The organism is Salinimicrobium profundisediminis (genome assembly GCF_026241755.1).
GTDB classification, from domain to species: Bacteria; Bacteroidota; Bacteroidia; order Flavobacteriales; family Flavobacteriaceae; genus Salinimicrobium; species Salinimicrobium profundisediminis.
The window spans coordinates 1-17,860 of the sequence record NZ_JAPJDA010000003.1 but is presented as its reverse complement, the minus strand read 5'-3'; the positions used below and the strand labels follow the sequence as shown (position 1 = coordinate 17,860).

12 protein-coding genes are annotated in these 17,860 nt (G+C 40.7%); 3 read left to right on the top strand and 9 right to left on the bottom strand.

The annotated features are described in order from the left end of the window. The first annotated feature begins 307 nt into the window (after positions 1–307). Both OQ279_RS02395 and OQ279_RS02390 read left to right on the top strand, forming a co-directional pair. Positions 308–1,123 carry a universal stress protein gene (locus tag OQ279_RS02395; RefSeq protein WP_266068189.1) on the top strand — a complete coding sequence of 272 codons (816 nt, stop codon included), beginning with the start codon at positions 308–310 and terminating at the stop codon, positions 1,121–1,123. A gap of 313 nt (positions 1,124–1,436) precedes the next feature. Beyond that, the gene (locus tag OQ279_RS02390; RefSeq protein WP_266068188.1) at positions 1,437–2,534 is read left to right on the top strand and encodes an acyltransferase family protein; all 1,098 of its coding nucleotides are present in this window, start codon (positions 1,437–1,439) and stop codon (positions 2,532–2,534) included. Positions 2,535–2,598: 64 nt separating this feature from the next. Here OQ279_RS02390 and OQ279_RS02385 read toward each other — a convergent pair whose 3' ends face one another. The 8 genes from OQ279_RS02385 to OQ279_RS02350 form a co-directional block, all read right to left on the bottom strand. Next, the gene (locus OQ279_RS02385; RefSeq protein WP_266068187.1) at positions 2,599–4,731 is read right to left on the bottom strand and encodes a catalase; all 2,133 of its coding nucleotides are present in this window, start codon (positions 4,729–4,731) and stop codon (positions 2,599–2,601) included. 371 nt (positions 4,732–5,102) lie between these two features. Continuing rightward, positions 5,103–5,831 (bottom strand): polysaccharide deacetylase family protein, encoded by a 729-nt coding sequence (locus OQ279_RS02380; RefSeq protein ID WP_266068186.1) that lies wholly within the window; start codon positions 5,829–5,831, stop codon positions 5,103–5,105. A gap of 354 nt (positions 5,832–6,185) precedes the next feature. Beyond that, on the bottom strand, positions 6,186–6,488 hold the full coding sequence (locus OQ279_RS02375; RefSeq protein ID WP_266068185.1) for a hypothetical protein: 303 nt from the start codon (positions 6,486–6,488) through the stop codon (positions 6,186–6,188). An 81-nt stretch (positions 6,489–6,569) separates the two neighbouring features. Then, positions 6,570–7,427: a phospholipase A gene (locus OQ279_RS02370; RefSeq protein WP_266068184.1), complete on the bottom strand. Its 858-nt coding sequence runs from the start codon at positions 7,425–7,427 to the stop codon at positions 6,570–6,572. A 9-nt stretch (positions 7,428–7,436) separates the two neighbouring features. Beyond that, complete coding sequence (locus tag OQ279_RS02365) at positions 7,437–8,045, bottom strand: TetR/AcrR family transcriptional regulator (protein WP_266068182.1); 609 nt, start codon at positions 8,043–8,045, stop codon at positions 7,437–7,439. 111 nt (positions 8,046–8,156) lie between these two features. After that, positions 8,157–11,315, bottom strand: coding sequence for an efflux RND transporter permease subunit (locus OQ279_RS02360; RefSeq protein ID WP_266068179.1), 3,159 nt, complete (start codon positions 11,313–11,315; stop codon positions 8,157–8,159). A gap of 6 nt (positions 11,316–11,321) precedes the next feature. Beyond that, a complete protein-coding gene (locus OQ279_RS02355) occupies positions 11,322–12,377 on the bottom strand; it encodes an efflux RND transporter periplasmic adaptor subunit (RefSeq protein WP_266068177.1) in 1,056 nt (351 codons plus the stop codon). A 1-nt stretch (position 12,378) separates the two neighbouring features. After that, positions 12,379–13,719 (bottom strand): TolC family protein, encoded by a 1,341-nt coding sequence (locus OQ279_RS02350; RefSeq protein WP_266068175.1) that lies wholly within the window; start codon positions 13,717–13,719, stop codon positions 12,379–12,381. A gap of 843 nt (positions 13,720–14,562) precedes the next feature. Here OQ279_RS02350 and OQ279_RS02345 point away from each other — a divergent pair. Continuing rightward, on the top strand, positions 14,563–16,023 hold the full coding sequence (locus OQ279_RS02345) for a glycosyltransferase family 2 protein (RefSeq protein WP_266068173.1): 1,461 nt from the start codon (positions 14,563–14,565) through the stop codon (positions 16,021–16,023). A gap of 141 nt (positions 16,024–16,164) precedes the next feature. Here OQ279_RS02345 and OQ279_RS02340 read toward each other — a convergent pair whose 3' ends face one another. Further along, complete coding sequence (locus OQ279_RS02340; protein ID WP_266068171.1) at positions 16,165–17,640, bottom strand: exonuclease domain-containing protein; 1,476 nt, start codon at positions 17,638–17,640, stop codon at positions 16,165–16,167. Between the last annotated feature and the right edge of the window lie 220 nt (positions 17,641–17,860).

Genomic DNA, 17,860 nt, shown 5'->3' with positions numbered 1-17,860 from the left:
AGCGTTAATTTGTGTAAAGGAGATTTCAGTTTTTACAGGAACTTGGCCGGTAAGGCAAATATTTGTCATTTTTGGCAGGTTTTTTCAGCAGAAGTACTTCCGAAGAAATAATTTTAAGTCAGTTTCAGCATACAAATAGCTTCAGATATTAAGAAAAAAAGTTCAGTTTTTTCAACAGAAATAAATGATCTTCAAAAAGGGCATTTTTGGAACCTAATCTTGAAAGCAACTATATTTTTACAACCTGATAATAATCATACTTTATTGGTATCTATGGTCTTACCTTTAAACAGGTAAATTCAAAATCATGAAAAAGATAATCTACGCAACCGATTTTTCGAGCAACTCTGTGGCTGCGCTAAAATATGCAGCTGAACTCGCCCGAATCATGGGAGACGACCTTATTGCTCTTCATGTTTATCCTTCTTATGAAGTAGATAGACCAAAAGGGGATTTTTTAAAAGACCACCAAAAAGAGCTTCAGGATTTTTGCAAGCTACATCTAAAAGAAAATTATCAGCCCCAAACCATCTCTCCCGCGGTAGTTTCTGGCTCCAGCATAGCCGAAGAGATCCTGAAATTCACCAAAGACCTGCAGGTAAGGGTGATCGTTATGGGGGCTTGTGGCGCCAGTAAACTAAAGGATAAACTCGTGGGCACCACGACCAGCGAAATGATTGGAAAATCTTCTTTGCCTGTTTTGGCTGTGCCGCCACAATACCGTTTTAAACAGCCTCAAAAGATCCTTTTTGCAAGCACTTTAGACGATCAGGAACTTATTTATCTCAAGGAATTGATCCCTATGGCCCAATCTCTAGAGGCCAGTATTGAAGTTGTTCACATTACCCACCGCAAAGAAGATGAGGCACTTCAAAAGCTTCAGGATTTCCAGGAAAAAGTGGAACAGGAAATTCCTTATCCTAAAATTTCCTACAGAACACTCTATTCTTCTGAAGTTTTTGATACTCTTCGCAAAGCCATAGAAAAAGAAGAGCCCGATATTGTTCTAATGCCCGAAAAAAGGAATATGAACCTCTTCAAAAGAGGAATTGTAAGGGACAGGATTAAACGAATGCAGTCTTGCAGCCCATCTCCCCTGCTCACATTCCCTGCCATTGTTTAAAAATTATTTGAAATTGAGTTTAAAGGAGAAAAGGGGTTAAACCTATTGGTTTGACCCCTTTTTGTATTTGTGAACGATATGGTACAAAACCAGAACCAACTATTAGCACTTTAAAGCTTTTGGCCAATTCTGCTAGAGGCATTTATAAATAACTTTTCATCTCTTCACATTAGACCAATTCGTAGCGTCTTATCCTATCTTCTAAGACTTATCTAAATTATTTATTTAAGTAAACTTAAAATTAATATAATTTATCCTAACTTTAGCTTTTATCTAATTTCTAAAGTAATCTACCAAACCTACCTGTTTAGTAATGTTTAAAATTTCGTCCCCTCCTCTCTCATCACCAGCGACCAAAAATCTTAAATCAAAAAAGCACTTTTTAATACTCGACGGGCTAAGAGGTGTAGCGGCACTAGCAGTTGTAATATTTCACTTTATGGAGTGGGTATATCCAGATTTCAGCAAGAATTTTATTGGTCATGGCTTCCTGGCGGTCGATTTCTTTTTCTGTTTATCGGGATTTGTAGTTGGATATGCCTATGATGACCGCATTCAAAAAATTGGAACCTGGGAATTTTTCAAGTCAAGATTGATCCGCCTGCACCCTCTAATTATCCTGGGTTCGGTATTGGGTCTCCTTGCACTTCTTTTTGATCCTTTTGCCCTTGATGCACAAGGTTATGGAACCGGAAGGATTATTCTTATCTTTTTATGTTCTATTTTTCTTATTCCTCTTCCGGTCATGGAAGACAGGGCGTTTAATCTTTTTGGGCTTAATGCCCCTTCCTGGTCTTTGTTCTGGGAATATGTGGCCAATATTGTATACGCTTTGGTTCTTTACAGGTTAGGCCGCCGCTACTTGCTTGTAGTAACCCTGCTGGCGGCCATAGCTCTTGGCTACGTAAGTTATAGCGCAGGCAACTTATTAGGAGGATGGACGGGAGAGAATTTTTGGGATGGCTGTGCGCGAATCTCCTACTCTTTTTCAATGGGGTTATTAATCTTCCGCTACAACTGGGTGATAAAAAATCAGATTGGTTTTATTTTCCTGGCTTTACTATTATCCCTGGCTTTTGTTATGCCTTATTTTGAAATGAACTGGATGATAGAAACGGCGATTGTGCTTTTCTATTTCCCGTTACTTATTTCGCTTGGTGCAGGTTCTAGCCTGTCTAAAAGGTTAAAAAACTTCTGCAAATTTTCGGGAGATATTTCCTATCCGCTATACATGACGCATTACGCAGTCATCTGGATGTTTGGGAACTATTACACCAATTACCAGCCGGGAGAAACCCAGACCTTTCTCATCATCTCTTTAGGTACCATTGTATTGATTGGAGTGGCTTACGTTGCTATGGTTGCCTATGATATCCCTGTAAGAAAATACCTCAATAGAAAAAGGAAATAACTTAATCAAAAAAGGGTTTAACCTGTTTAAGTTAAACCCTTTCATCATTTAAATATTCAGGAATTTAAGCAGGAATTTCCATGGCTGCTTTTTCCCTCTTCCAGTTACGGTGTTTGCTAATGGCATCGATAAATTTCTGCGGTTTTCCATTTATAATCACCGCTTCATCATCTTTAAAATCTTTACCATAGGTTGCATCAAACAGCTTTTCTGCTTCAGAATCTAAAGCGATAGCCTTGCAGTGCTTCAAAGTTTCATTGATGAACTTTTTGGCTTTTGCCTGTTTCATGAGGGCATCAATACTCTTTTTGCCACCGGGAATGTAAAGTGCATCAAACACCACACTTTCTGTGGTCATAAGTGAATGAGCAACTTTGTGAGAATCACCTTTGTCACAGGTAATGCTGCCGCCGTGGGTGCCCACAATCTGCACCATGGCTCCAGCTTCTTCCAGGGGTTTCTTCATCTTGTTGTAGTCACTTTCACTAAAGCCATCGCCTGCCAAAACGGCAATTTTTCGTGTAGCTATTCCTTCGGAAGGCAAAAACTCCTGACTCAAAGCTTCAGATTTATCGAGATAGTTCTTTTTAGGCCCCGGCTGTTGTTTTTCAACATCTGCATCGGCTCCTATAGCCTGGTTTAGCGGTCGTTCAATTTCTGAAGGAATTTCCATTCCCAGATTTGAAGCCACCTTTGATGCCAGGGTTTCATCAATTTGGGCCAGTATGTACAGCATTCGCTCCTTAATATGATCATAAGTACATTTGCCCAGTTCAAAAGAATAAGCCTGTACCACATGCTCCTGCTCATGCTGGGTTAAACTGCGGTAAAACAACGCAGGCTGCGAAAAATGGTCATTGAAGCTCTCACTTCGTTCCCTAACTTTTTTGGCATCAATTCGATCTTCATAATGGCTAAACCCACCTTCGGCTATTTTTGCCAGGTGAGGGCAACCGCCGCCAATTGAATTTGGGAAGTAAGCTGTCTTACCCTTATTCACCGTCATACGCATATGGGCATCCCGCTGATTGTTATGAATTTCGTTGACGGGACGATTAATTGGAATTTCATTAAAATTTGGGCTGCCCAGCCTTGAAAGTTGGGTATCGGTGTAAGAAAATAACCTTCCCTGCAGCAAAGGATCGTTTGTAAAATCAATTCCCGGCACTACATGCCCCGGGTGGAATGCCACCTGTTCAGTTTCTGCAAAGAAGTTATCGGGATTTCGGTTAAGTGTCATTTTCCCAATGCGCTGTACCGGTACCATTTCTTCCGGAATCAGTTTTGTAGGGTCTAAAAGGTCAAAATCAAATTTATGTTCGTCTTCTTCGGGAACTATTTGAAATCCTAATTCCCACTCCGGGTACTGGCCGGCTTCTATGGCATCCCACAGGTCTCTCCTGTGAAAATCTGAGTCGGCACCGTGAATTTTCACCGCTTCATCCCAGGTCACCGATTTTACTCCGAGTAATGGTTTCCAGTGGAACTTCACAAAATGGGATTTTCCTTCTGCATTTATTAACCTGAAGGTATGAATCCCAAAACCTTCCATCATCCTGAAACTTCTCGGGATCGCCCTGTCGCTCATCAACCAGATTTGATTGTGCAGGGTTTCGGGAGTATGAGAAACGAAATCATAAAAAGTGTCATGCGCCGAAGCTGCCTGCGGAATTTCCCTGTCGGGTTCAGGTTTCACCGAATGGATCAAATCGGGAAACTTCATGGCATCCTGAATAAAAAAGATGGGCATGTTGTTCCCTACAAGGTCAAACACCCCTTCATCGGTATAAAACTTGGTAGCAAAACCCCTCACGTCACGGGCAAGATCGGCCGATCCTTTAGAACCGGCAACCGTTGAAAACCTCACAAATACCGGCGTCTTTCTTGAAGTATCAGTAAATATGCCTGCTTTGGTATATTTCTCCTGACTCTCATAAAGCTCAAAATAACCGTGAGCGCCACTTCCGCGTGCATGTACAATTCTCTCGGGAATGCGCTCGTGGTCAAAATGAGTGATTTTCTCCCTTAGAATAAAATCTTCTAATAATGATGCACCACGTGCTCCAGCTTTTAAAGAATTATTGGTGTCATTTACCTTTAAACCCTGATTGGTGGTCATTGTTTTCCCCTTTGGATTAGAGGTGTTCTTCTTTAAGTCTTCAATTTTTTTTGAAGTCTCTTTCTTATTATCTTTCATAAATTTTGTTGATTAGGTTTAATTCTGAAATTAAAATAAGCTATCTACAATTTGATAAAAAGACTGTTAAAAGAAAGAGGACAAATTCATAAAATAAACCCTATAAAAAAATAAAGAGCCTGGAAATGCGTCTACCATCCAGGCTATTTCCTACAAGTTTTAAAAAAACTGATTTTCAGAAAGTATAGTGGAATTTTCCTTTCAAAAATGGCATTTTGGAACTACATTTTTTCCAGCTGTTTCTTCGGAAAGATCCTGCTACTCTAACCATTTGCAAAGAAGTATAGTTTTAGGAAAAGTAAGGGATTTACAGAACCTCCTTTCCGTCTGAAATACAAAAGGATATAACTTTTAAAGCCTTTTTTGCTGCATTACATAAACCTGAAGAAATGATAACCTCTTTCTTTTAATTCACTGATAATTGAATCGAGGTTAAGGTAAAGTTTATCTTTTCTAAGCGGACTGGTTCCGGGGTGAATGAGGATATGAAATCCGTTTAAGCCATGTTCTTGTTCGAAATGGTACAGATTCTTCAAAATTTCTTGGCTGGAGAGATAGTTGGCCATATCGGGACTTGTATAATCGGCATTGGTTCGTATTCCGGGGCTAAAATTTATAGTGCGCTGGCCTGCTTCCGCAGCTATTTCCACCACTTCCTGATTGTACCATTCATAAGGAGGCATAAAAACTTCAGGATAAATCTCTATGGCTTTGAGCTCTTTCAGATTATCTTTGATGTCTTTTTTAATTGTAGCAGGTGAATAAAGTAAGCTATCCCTCTTGGTCCAATCGTTATATAGAAGATGCCTGTCGGAGTGCGCCCCCACAAAATGACCTGCTGCGGCAATCTCTTTTACCAGCTCACGGTGCTGTCTTATAAAATCTCCGGTGAGAAAAAAGGAAGCCTGTATTTCCTGCTTTTTAAGTACCTCCAGCACATGTTTAAAGCCCTCATAATGGTCATGTCCTGTAAAAATTAAATAAACATTGGCTTCGCTAACATTAGAACGAACTAGCGCACCGTAACGATCAATTACTTCCTGTGAAGAAGCTGCCACACTAAGTAAGAAGAGTATCAGGATTAAAGAAAATTGCTTCATTTACCTGTCTTGAAGTAGTTTTTAAATGGAGTATAAAGTGCCTGCATCTGTTGCGGGCTGAGCTATAATTTGGAACTTGGATGATCTTTATATATCCTACAAAATGCCAACTTGCGCACAAAAACAAAATTACACGCTTTTTTGTCTTAGTTGTAATTTAATCCCAATTCGTATAGTTAATGTTATCAAGATTAGTTTCTGCTATGCTAAATCAACACCTTCAGAAATCATTACTAATATAAAAAGCCCGGAAATTGATCCCGGGCTTTCTCCAATGTTTTCTCTAAAATATATCTCCTCAGATAAACATTATATATATTTTAGATCCTGCAGAACTTATCCAATCCTCCCATCCTACAAAACTTCGGAAACATGCCATATTTCAGGCTCATGGGTTTGAAAAGGAATATATGATCCGGCAGCTCCTGGCTGTCGTGTTAGCCATACCAAGAAATTACTGACTGTTTGAAAGTCGTGACGTACAACCGTACTTTCCAAAAGATTCAATGAAAACCTGCTCTCAAAAAGAAGAAGGATCTCAATAAAATCAAAATCACAGTCACAATAGGTTTCAAAGTCTTCGTTTGTCTTTATTTTTGATCCAGCCCAGATTGATAAAACTTCCTGGTATTGGAGTAGTTTAGGGAATGAATTCATATTATTCTTATTCGGGGGTTAATGCTGCTTCTTTCTGAAGAAAAAAGCGCTAAAAAGTCATTTTGTCGTCCGGTTTCAGAATTACTCATAAATCGGTTTGGTCTTCTTGCCTCTAAGCAAGTTTAGGTCGGGGGATTTTATGGCATAGCCAATCCTAATCATATTCTCATATTCGTGGTAATCAATTAAGCTTTCGGCATTACCTACATACCACTCCAGCATGAGGTGTTGATTGGTACTTTTTGATATCCTGTAGAAGACCCTTGACCTTACATTACCTTTCCAGTCCCACTGGGCACCTTTACGGGCAGAAACCTCTAAATTCCATTTTGGAGCCAGGTCATAAGATAAATTGGCTTCGCCATATCCTATATAATCTATGAGGTCGCGGTTATCACTGTAGCCAAAAGGGAACCATCCTCTCAGGGTCAAAATAGTCTTATTGTTAAGGCGGGCGTTGTAGGTGAGGATAATACTGTTCCAACTCCTTGAGGCTTCACCTTCGCGGCCGTTAGATTCGTGTTCAAGTTTGAATTCGGCAATTCCCGTCAACTCGTCGTTCCTGTTATAAATACCTGAAGCCAACCCAATACCCGGATTAAAATTCACATCCTGAAAAGGACTGGAGAATTCATAGATATTCCAAAAAGATTTTTGGGTGTAGGTCAAGAACAACTGGGTTTGAAATGGAAGCACGTGCCTGGTAACCAACTGTTTAAAACTTATCTGGTATTTAGCATCTGCCGTGGTCTTAGAAATATCATTTTGCAGGGGTACTCCCGTAATAAAATAATTATCGCGATAGGCCGAAAATGAAGGTAAAAGTGTATCCTTTAACTGCTCTCTTGTCACACGTTGCGCCTGAGAAGTATTGTAAAACGATAAAAGAAAAAATACTGTGAACAGAACTTGAAGCTGACTAATCTTAAATTGGTACATGCTAAAATTTTAATGGTAAGAAGGCTTAAATTCCTTCATCACTTCTTTGCCTTCTTCGGTCGTGATCGCGTTCATATAAAAGTTCAAAGTTTCATGTTGGTACTGCTCTCTTGAGATGTTTGTAGTATCGAGAAAAGGAGAATTATCATAGGTCATGGTCAACTGGAAGAAAAGCTTTGAATAAAAATATGCATCAAAATCCTCTCTATACAGCCCCTGCTTCCTCCCTCTCTCAATATTGTGTGCCAGTATTTCTGATAATTTTTCTGAAAAGAACAACATGTGCTTATTAAAGATCTGCGGATAGTACTTGATAAGCTGCCTCAACATAACAGAATCATTCGTCCTGGAAGCCTTTTCAATATCCTGATCCCTGGAGTACATTCTCTCCACAGCATTTTCAATAGTTTCATCCAGATTCCTCATTTTGGCGATCACCTTCTCCAGTTTATAGGTCAAAACCTCCTCAAGAAGCGCTTCCTTATTCTGGTATTTTTGATAAAGCGTTTTTTTGGAGATCTTAAGTTCCTGGGCAATATCATCCATGGTAACAGTTTTAGCTCCATTTTGAATGAAAAGTTCTGAAACCTTCTCTAAAAATTCAATATCCTTTTCCATTATTTCCTGTTTTTCATTTTTGATGAGTTCCTCCTTCTAAAATTCTCAATTTAAAGCGGAAGGAAAAAAGAAAAACTGACCGCAAAAAAATGCAGCCAGTTTTTGGCATTTTTAGAACTCCAGTTCATGTTTAGGATCGACGTGCTCATAATCGGCCACCATCAACTCTTCATAATTATTCTTTTCGCTCTTAGTGAACTTCTCTTCCAGTCTCACAAAGATCATGAACACAACCGGCACAATAACCAGTGTGAGGAAAAGAGAGGATAGAAGCCCCCCAATGATCACAATTGCAAGACCGTTACTCATCTCGGCCGCTGCACCCGATGCAAGGGCGATTGGCAACATCCCGAAGACCATCGCAATGGTAGTCATCAAAATAGGGCGTAAACGGGCGTGGTTCGCCTGGATCAATGCATCGCGTATTTTCTCACCGTGTGCCAGCCTGTGGTTGGCAAAATCTACTAACAGAATGGCATTTTTGGCAACCAATCCAATAAGCATAATGATTCCCAGAATGGTAAAAATATTCAAACTGTTATTGGTGAGTGCAAGTGCCCATAATGCCCCGATAAACGAAAGCGGAATGGAGAACAATACAATAAACGGTTTCACAAAGTCATCATACAACACCACCATGATCATGTACACCAGCATAATTGCAGCTAAAAGGGCAATACCCAGCGTTCCAAAACCTTCACTCTGGTTTTCCATGTTTCCTCCCCAGGTCCAGTCTACTCCTTTAGGCTGTTCTACACTGGCCAGTTTCTCTTCCCATTCCTGTGCTACAGCACCGGTAGTTTTACCCACAGTCTGGGCCTTAACGGTCACAGATGGTGAACGGTCATAACGCTCCAGCAAAGAAGGGCCAGATTCATAAGTAATGTCGGCAAACTGAGACAGGTTGATTCTTTGCCCCTGATTGTTTATAAACTGAATATTCCTTACATCTTCAATATTGTTTCTTGAAGCCTCATCAAAAATGATGTTAATGTCATACTCGGTGCTTCCGGTACGGAACTTATTATCGGTATTTCCACTGAAGGCAGTACGCAGGGTTTGCCCCACCACGGCAACATTAAGTCCTAAAGATGCCATTTTATCACGGTCTACATTTACCGAAATTTCAGGGTTACCTTCTTCAACACTTAGTTCAATTTCTGTCGCCCCGTCTATATTCCGCAGAATTTCTTCAGCAGCTTCAGCATAAGTGATGGCATCTTCAAAAGAATTTCCGGTAACGGTCATTTGCAATGGTGCTTCTTCAGCCCCAACTATGCCCACAGGTACGGTAGTTACCTTAGCGCCCACCAATTCCTGCTCCAGGGCGCGGGTTAGTTTAGCCGCATAGACATTTGTTTTATCATCTCTTTCAGATTTGTCTACAAGGGTAACGTTGATTTCTGATTTGTAATTGGTAGCCTGTGCACCACCCATTCCTCCACTACTTGACTGCCCAACAGTAGTGATTATTCGCTCAACTTCGGGCAACTGTGCAAGATAGTTTTCTGCTTTTTGGGTAATAAAATTGGTTTCCTCTATAGAAGCATCCTTGTCTATTTCAAGCTGTACAAGAAATTCTCCTCTATCGGTCCTCGGGAAGAAATCTGACCCGATATAACCCATACCCACTAAAGTTATAGAGCTCACAAACAGCACAAACACTATAACGAAGGTTTTAATTTTATTATCAAGAGACCAGTTAAGGATCTTGGTAACTTCTTCGGTAAACCACGTAAGCCCCTTCTCAAAATGGTGAATGATTTTTCCGAAGAAAGAATCGCCACTAATGAGTTCCAGTTTTCCATATCTGGAGAAAAGCCATGGCACCACGGTAAATGAAACCAGTAACGACAACAAGGTGGCAATAATTACCGTCACACAAAACTGTGCAATAATGTTGGCAACAAGTCCGCTACTAAGGGCAATAGGCAGGAACACCACCACAATTACCAGGGTAATTGCAGTTACTGTAAACCCAATCTCTTTTGCTCCATCATAAGCCGCACGTACTTTGTTTTTACCCATCTCCATGTGGCGGTGAATGTTCTCAATCACCACAATCGCATCATCTACCAGGATACCTACCACCAACGAAAGGGCAAGTAAACTCATGAGGTTCAAACTATAACCAAGCAATAACATTCCTATAAATGTTGCGATAAGCGAGGTTGGAATTGCCACCATCACGATAAGCGCATTCCTGTAACTATGCAGGAAGAAAAGCATTACAAAGGCCACAAGCCCTACCGCGATCAAAAGGTCTTTGATTACCGAATCGGCTGCTGCAAGGGTAAAGGTAGACGTATCATTTGCCATGGTAAGTTCAATGCCTTGATCTGCATACTGTTGCTCTAATTCGGCCATTTTTTCCTGAACAAGTTCACTTACAGTTACCGCATTGGCATCTGTTTGCTTCTGAACCTGTAGTAAAATGGTACTTTGACGGTTAATCCTGGCAATTTTCTCTGTTTCTTTTTGAGTATCCTGAACTTCAGCAACATCTGTTAACCGAATGTTCTGGCCATTCTGAGATGCAATTACCAGATTTCTAAGCTCATCAACCGACTGGATTTTTCCTGAAAGCCTGATAAGCGTGGTATTTTCACGGGTAGTAAGGTTTCCTGTAGGAAAGTCAAGGTTGGAAGCTGTAATAATTTGTTGTACCTGTGGTACGGTAAGACCGTAACCTTCAAGTTTGTTTGGGTCAATATTTACCCTAATCTCTCTTTCCTGGCCACCAACAACGTTCACCTGTGCTACCCCCGAAAGTCTTGAAAAAGCAGGCTCAATCTTTTGATCTATCAACTCATAAAGCTCATTTTCTGAAAGGTTACCTGTAACCCCAAGGCTTACCACGGGTAAGTCTGAAAGTGAGAACTGGGAGAGCGATGGCTCGTCAATATCCTCTGGCAGGTCAGACCTAATGGAGTTGATCTTACGCTGGGCTTCATTAAGTAGAAAGTCAACATCGGCATCATTGTTAAACTGAATGGTAACTACCGACAAGCTTTCAAAAGATTTTGTCTGGATCTTCTTGATGTTCTCAAGGGAAGAAACCGCGTCTTCTATCTTTCGGGAAACCGTGTTCTCCACCTCGGCCGGCGATGCCCCGGGGTAGACGGTCATCACTGTGACCACCTTCACTTCAAATTTTGGGATCAACTCATAGTTGAGCTGACTATAGCTAAAAAGTCCTCCTATGATAAGTAATGCAAGCATTACAATCACCAGGCTGGGCCTTTTAATAGAAACTTCTGCTAATTTCATTTTCTCTTATTTTAGAATGTTTACCGCAGTATTGTCGGTAAGGTTAATTTGTCCGCTGGTCACCACTACATCTCCTTCATTAAGTCCGGCAGTAACCTGCACTTTATCTCCGTAGTTAATCCCTGTCTGTATCTCCTTGAGTTGTGCAGTTCCGTTCTCTACCACAAAAATCTTGTTATCGCTTACACTACCCACAAAGGCTTCTCTTGGAATAGTAAGTACATTGTCATTTCCAGTTTCATTGAAAACCGCAGTAGCATACATCCCTGCTTTTCTTTGCCCATTCTCATTCTCAACTGTGATCTCTACAGGAAATTTCAAGGCTCCGTTTGAAGCAGGAGCTATAAAGCTTATCTTTCCTTTAATGGTATCTTTTGTTACACTTGGCACCACATTCACGGTGTCACCAATTTGGACACGGCTTACCAAAGCTTCATCTACTTCAACCCTAAGTTCAAGCGAAGAGATATTTACCACCTCGATGATTGGCGTACCGGCACCAACTACCATTCCCTCTTCTACCATCTTCTTGTTTACAATACCGCTTATTTTTGAACGCACATTGGTATCGCCCGAGCTAAGTTGAGCCGATTTATATTGTGCTCTTGCATTTTGCACCTGTAAACGTGCCTGGTCAAGCTGAACGGCGGTTACACCTCCGGTTTGAAAAGCTGCTTCATATCTACTCAAAGTAGATTCTGCATTGTCAAGATTTGCTTTTGCATTATTGACGTTTACATTGATCTTATCTCCCGAAAGTTTGGCAACAACCTGCCCTTTTTTCACTTCACTTCCCTCTTCTACATAGATCTCAACAATTTGACCACCCATTTCTGCGGAAATATTCGCCCGGGTTTCAGGCTCAAAAGTTCCGTTTACGGTGAACTGTCCACTTATATTTTCACTTGTCACATTTGCAGTTCTTACTGAAACTTCAGTATTCTTTTGAGCTACAATCTCTAATTCTGCTTCGTTTTTGTTTTTGTTATTCTGAAGGATTAGAAAGAAAGCTACAGCAACTCCTACAAGCGCTACTATTGTTATGATGGATTTCTTTTTCATTTTATAAAGTATTATTGGTAAGTGTTTCTAATTGTCCCTGTGATCTCAATAACTGCACTTCGGCAAGTTTGTAATCAAGTCGGGCGTTGGTAAGGTTATTCTTCGCTTCAGCTAAATCTCTTTCGGCGTCAAGCATGTCATTAAGACTGGCAAGACCAAGACCGTAGTTGTTTTGCGTATCTTCAAATACCTCACGGGCCAGCTCAACGTTATCTTCCTGAGTTTGAATAGTGAGTAAATTGTTCTCTAATTGAGCTACCGCATTGGCATGGGCCAGCTCCATTGCAAGTTTGGTATCTTCAAGGTCTTCACGGGCTTTTTCAATCTCAAACTGGTTTTGTTTTACTCTTGCTTTGGTTGCCCCTCCATTAAAGATGGGGATACTTAGATTAACCCCTATAGCCGACATATCGGACCAGTAAACACCTTTATCCTCACCGTTTCCAAGAGGAATAACATCTCCCTGTCCCAGCCATCCGTAGTTGGCCACTAATGCCAGAGAAGGATAATACTCAGCAATACTGGCTTTCTTCTGCCAGTTAAGTAGTTCCAGTTGTTTATTTAAAAGCTGTACTTCGGTTCGTTCAACCATTTGAGGATTGATTTCAGGCAAAATGACCGGATCAAAAGTCCGCTCCGGAAGTCTAATTTCCTGCCCAATAGGCATACCTATCATGAACTTCAAAGCATTCTCGCTAAGGGCTACAGAGTTAAGCACCTGTTGCCTGTTGGCAATCAGGTTATTTAGTGCCACTTTGGTACGATCATAATCAATTTTCTTCGCCAGGCCGTTTTCAAATAAACCCTGTACAATTTCTACAGTCTGTTCTGTAAGCTCCAGGTTACTTTGTAAATTTTCCAGCATTTGCTGTGCCTGGTATACCTGGTAATAAGCATTTGCTACCCGCTCAATGATCTCTTCATTGGTGAGTTGAGCATTAAGCTGATAAAATTCTTTGGTAGATTTTGCCGCTTTTAGACCGGTAAATACCTGCTGATTAAAAAGGGTTTGTGTTAACTGTGCTGTGGCATTTGAGGTCCATTCCTTTCCAAAAGCTACCGCGATATCTTCGCCCGGCATCCCAAAGATCTCTCCCGGCAAAACGTTCTCCTGTAAAAGGGGATTATAAGTGGTGTTTGCACTTGCCGAAAGGTTTGGCAACGCACTGGCTCTCACCTCGGCAATCTTTGCATCGGCACTTTTTATGTCTAACCGTGCCTTTTCAGCTTCAGCTTTATGCTCCAGGGCGTAGCTTACGGCCTCATTTAGATCCAGTTCTACAGGATCTTGAGCAAAGGCGAAGCCGGTAGTAAAAAGCAAGCCTAATAGTAATTTCTTCATTTCACTCTTGTTTTAATTTCTTTAATCGTATAAAGCGAAGCAAAGATAAGGCCAAAATAAACTAAAAAACAAAAAAAGTTTCCTAGTTTATTTTACTGAAATTGAAGCGTTTGTCTCACGTTGATTTACGAAGGTTTAATTCTTTATGAATTTTTAAGGAAGATTTCTAACCTCTGAATTCCTCTTGAAGATTTTCTCACATAAATAAAAGAGGTGTCAAAAATAGCATTTTTGGAAGTAAACTTTTGAAGCCATCAGTCTTGATAAAACTATTTTGTAAGTGCTTTCAATAGGTTCAGGCTCTACTATAAAAAAGCAATCAACACCTTCTGAAGAAGTGCATAAAAAATACCTATAAATAGGTATTTCAAAAGATATTATTCCTCTTTATCTTAGCTTCATCAGAAATTCTATTGAGTTAAGATTGGGAGGTGAAAGAGTTGATTAACTTCGGCTTGTCAAATGTTATTCTGGGGGGAAAGAACATTTGTTTAAATCTACCGGTTTTTACTCGTAACAAGAATGGAGAAAAAACCCTTAGCAAAATTGCTGAGGGTTTTTTTCTTATTTTACTGCAGTACAAGTTGTGTCAACAATAAATCCCATTTCTAACTATTCCTATATTTATTGTTGAACTCCTACCTTTCTTTGCGGGTTTTAAAACAGATTATTGTGGATTTAATCCACAACTTTCTCACCTGCTCCCACTTATTTTCCCCAGTTACTGCAAAATCCCCCTTCATTATCACCTGTTTAGATTTGGTATGTGAATTGGTACTTCCTTTCCCGGAGAAAACCATCTCTTACAAGAAAGTTTAAACAGAAATAAGTACATAATTCTATATGATTTCAAGAGACTTAAAATTAACTTCATCCGCTTCTTTTAGAAAACCTGATGTTACTAAAGCTACGCAGCAAGATGCTACAGCAACCCAACAGGTCCCGGAAAATTACCAAAAGGCATCTTTTACCAAAAGGCACCTGTTCACTTTAGCGGGTACATTCCTGTTATTACTTGGAGGAGCCTTAACTGTATATCTGCTTCAGCCGCAGTTTGAGCAAATGAACCTTGGAAGAATGAATACCATTGGCGGTATGATCCTCCTGTTTGTATCGGGTTTCCTGTTACTTTTCAGGATGGGTTTCCTTGCTTACGTTGGGAGTTTATTCTTTCGGTATAAACCTGTTGATTCGGTGACCGATGAAGAATTGCCGGCCTGTACTGTTATTGTACCCGCATATAATGAAGGCAGGCAGGTGTATGACACCCTGGTGAGTTTAACCAATAGCCTTTATCCCGAAGAAAAACTACAGCTAATCGCCATTGACGACGGCAGTAAAGACGACACCTGGGAATGGATGAAGAAAGCAAAAGAATTGCTGGGAGAGAGCGTTGATATCTATCAACAACCTACCAACCAGGGAAAAAGACATGCGCTTTACCGCGGATTTAATCTTGCCACAGGCGAGGTGTTTGTCACGGTAGACAGTGATTCTATAGTTGAAAAAGATACGCTTCGCAACCTGGTCTCCCCATTCGTCATCAATAAAGACTGCGGGGCAGTTGCAGGAAATGTTCGTGTACTCAACAATCAAAAAGCCATCATCCCACGTATGCTGAACGTGAGTTTTGTTTTCAGTTTTGAATTTATACGTTCGGCACAAAGTGTTTTGGGATCGGTACTATGTACTCCCGGTGCTCTTGCAGCCTATAGAAGCAAAGCCGTAATGAACTGTCTTTCCGAATGGATCAACCAAAAGTTCATGGGGCAACCTACAGATATTGGTGAAGACAGGGCCATGACAAACATGATCCTTAAGCAGGGTTATCACGTTCTGTTCCAGCGAAACGCTTATGTTCTTACCAATATTCCTGAAAAATTCAGCAGTCTGCACAAGATGTTTACCCGCTGGGAACGAAGCAACGTGCGGGAAAACCTTATGATGACCAAGTTTGCTTTTAAACCTTTCCGGAATGGATCAAAACTGGGTACCCGACTTTTACTTCTTAACCAATGGATGCACATGTTAACCGCCTATCCGTTATTCTTTATCATGATCGTGTTACTGGTGCTGCACCCGGTGTTGTTCATTAGTTCTACCCTCTTAAGTATCTTAATTTTCTCCAGTCTGCCGGCTTTCTTTTATGCGAAGAAATACAATATTGCTGAAGCTTTTTGGGCCTATTCGTACAGTATCTTTTATACTTTCGGATTGTTCTGGATCACCCCTTATGCCATGGCCACAGCTAATAGAAGAGGCTGGTTAACCCGTGAACTACCGGTGAAGAAACAAGCCGCTTAAATTATTTAATTCAAGATCTAGCCCTCCTGTTCTAAAAGTTACTGAAGCAATTCGGTAACTTTTAGTTTTTTATACACTCTTCTGAAAGGACTTACTTCAACAGGAGTGTCAAAAATGGCAAATTTTCAACTGATTATTTCATTATTCAAAAAGCGAAAGTGTGCCGTGAGTAGCCATGATCCTGGCATTTTTTCTGGTTCTTACTTCCGGTTTAAATTCTGAAGCTTCTTCAGAAGTTTTAAAAAATACCACGTTGGGTTTTCCCTGCTTCCGCATGTAATTGCTCAGGATCTTGTTGGTGTGATACGTGGCCGGCTGTGGCTTCAAAAAAGGTTCAAGATCATCGGGGCCACTTATTGCCGTGTCAGCATCTATAAAGCCGTAACCCGAATATTTTCCTGCCTTTACCAATATAAATGCCTCCTCTTCATAGTGCCTTCCTTTTTCCCTTATCACAAATGTGGAAGATTCTTCTGTAAGGGAACCAATAGCTGCCGTTACCTTATTATTGTACGATTCAATCTCCTCTTCCCCGGTGCATATACCTTCACAACTCACTATTTCATAATGCCTACACTGTTCTACATTAGCCTGAAGGCTGCAGTACTTTGGGCAGAGTTTAAACTCACGACATAAATATTCTAGTTTTTCCTGCGCCAGGCTACGACTATAAAAAGTGCCTATAGATTTCCTACGCTTGCTGGTCTTTTCTATAGCCAGCTGCAAAATACCGCGTTGGTTAGTATAGCTTACAATTTGAAATACCGGCCCCGGCCTTTTTTGCGCCCGGTTGAATTTGGGATAATACTTTCTAATGCATTCTGCTTCCAACAGCAAAGCCATCAGCTCATTCCCAGTAGTTTCGTAGTCAATAGAATAAGTTTCCTGCCCCAGTTCATATTCCTTGCTCATACGATCGTAGAAATGGGAGATCACCCTTTTCTTAATGTCAATGGCTTTCCCGGCATAGATCACTTTTTGCTGCCTGTCTTTGAACAAATAGATCCCCGGACTTTCGGGCAGGCTGTGAATTTCTTCGGCATCAAGATGTGGCGGTAAAGTGGCCTGTCGCGAACGTACATGCAAAAAAGAATTGATCACCTTATAATCATCATCTAACGACAGCAGGCGTTGAAAGAGAATAACTGTGGCATCGGTATCCCCTTCGGCCCTGTGGCGGTTGGAAATAGGAATATTAATAGAATCGCACAACCTCCCCAGGCTGTAGGAAAATAAACCCGGCATAAGTTTACGGGCAAGGCGAACAGTACAGAGTTTTCTACGGGTGTAATCAAATCCCAGCTCCTTAAATTCATTCCGAAGTACATTGTAATCGAAATTCACGTTATGCGCTACAAAAATGGCATCCCGGGTAATCTCTTCAATCTTTTTAGCTACCTCATGAAATTTTGGAGCATCGGCAACCATGGCATTGTCAATTCCGGTTAAACCGGTGATGTGCCGCGGAATTTCTTTTTCGGGATTGATAAGGCTGGTAAACTTGTCGACAATTTTAGAACCGCGAAGCAGCACCACGCAAATTTCTGTAAGGCGGTTTCCATTAATCCCGCCTCCTGTTGTTTCGACATCAATAACTGCAAATAACTGCTCTTTCATGGGCTTCAAAAAAGGTAAAAGTAGCAATTTATTTTAAAAATGTAGGAAAAAATCCATAAGAATGGAAAAAATCCCATCGCTCACACCACATTCTTTTTTTTCTGAAAAACCTAACCCTGAGCTACATTACTTCTGAAATAAAAGAGGCTGTCTGAAAAGTAATTTTTAGGCGGCTTTTTTGTTGGTAGATATTTAAAGGAGTGGTTTTTTCACCTGAGTC